Source organism: Psychrobacter sp. 16-MNA-CIBAN-0192, assembly GCF_040309565.1.
Lineage (GTDB): Bacteria > Pseudomonadota > Gammaproteobacteria > Pseudomonadales > Moraxellaceae > Psychrobacter.
Genome location: NZ_JBEOOX010000243.1, coordinates 1 through 273, shown reverse-complemented (window position 1 = coordinate 273; position 273 = coordinate 1). Strand labels below are relative to the sequence as shown.

At 43.6% G+C, this 273-nt stretch carries 1 protein-coding gene; it reads right to left on the bottom strand.

Annotated elements, in window-relative coordinates; genetic code table 11:
- Positions 1–252 (bottom strand): RsmE family RNA methyltransferase (locus AAEY78_RS13090; RefSeq protein WP_352339740.1); only part of this gene is annotated, 252 nt, incomplete at its 3' end.
- Between the last annotated feature and the right edge of the window lie 21 nt (positions 253–273).

The window sequence follows — 273 nt, the reverse complement described above, 5'->3', positions numbered from 1 at the left end:
GCCTAAATGTAAGTCTAACGGCGATTCACTGTTGTTAGCCTCACAACTTAAGACCGTGACAGCAATCGATTTCTTACTGGTTTCAATAATTTCAGTTAAGTAATCATTGCCGTCACCGTTAAACAAGCTGATGCGATCACCCATTCCCATGCGCAATACTCGGCCAATGTGGGCGACACCATCCTCATCTAATTGAAGAGTTTGCCCTTGTTGTAAATTGTCTAGGGGCTGAAAAATGCGTGGGACTCTCATCAGTGTTGACCTTATTTAACC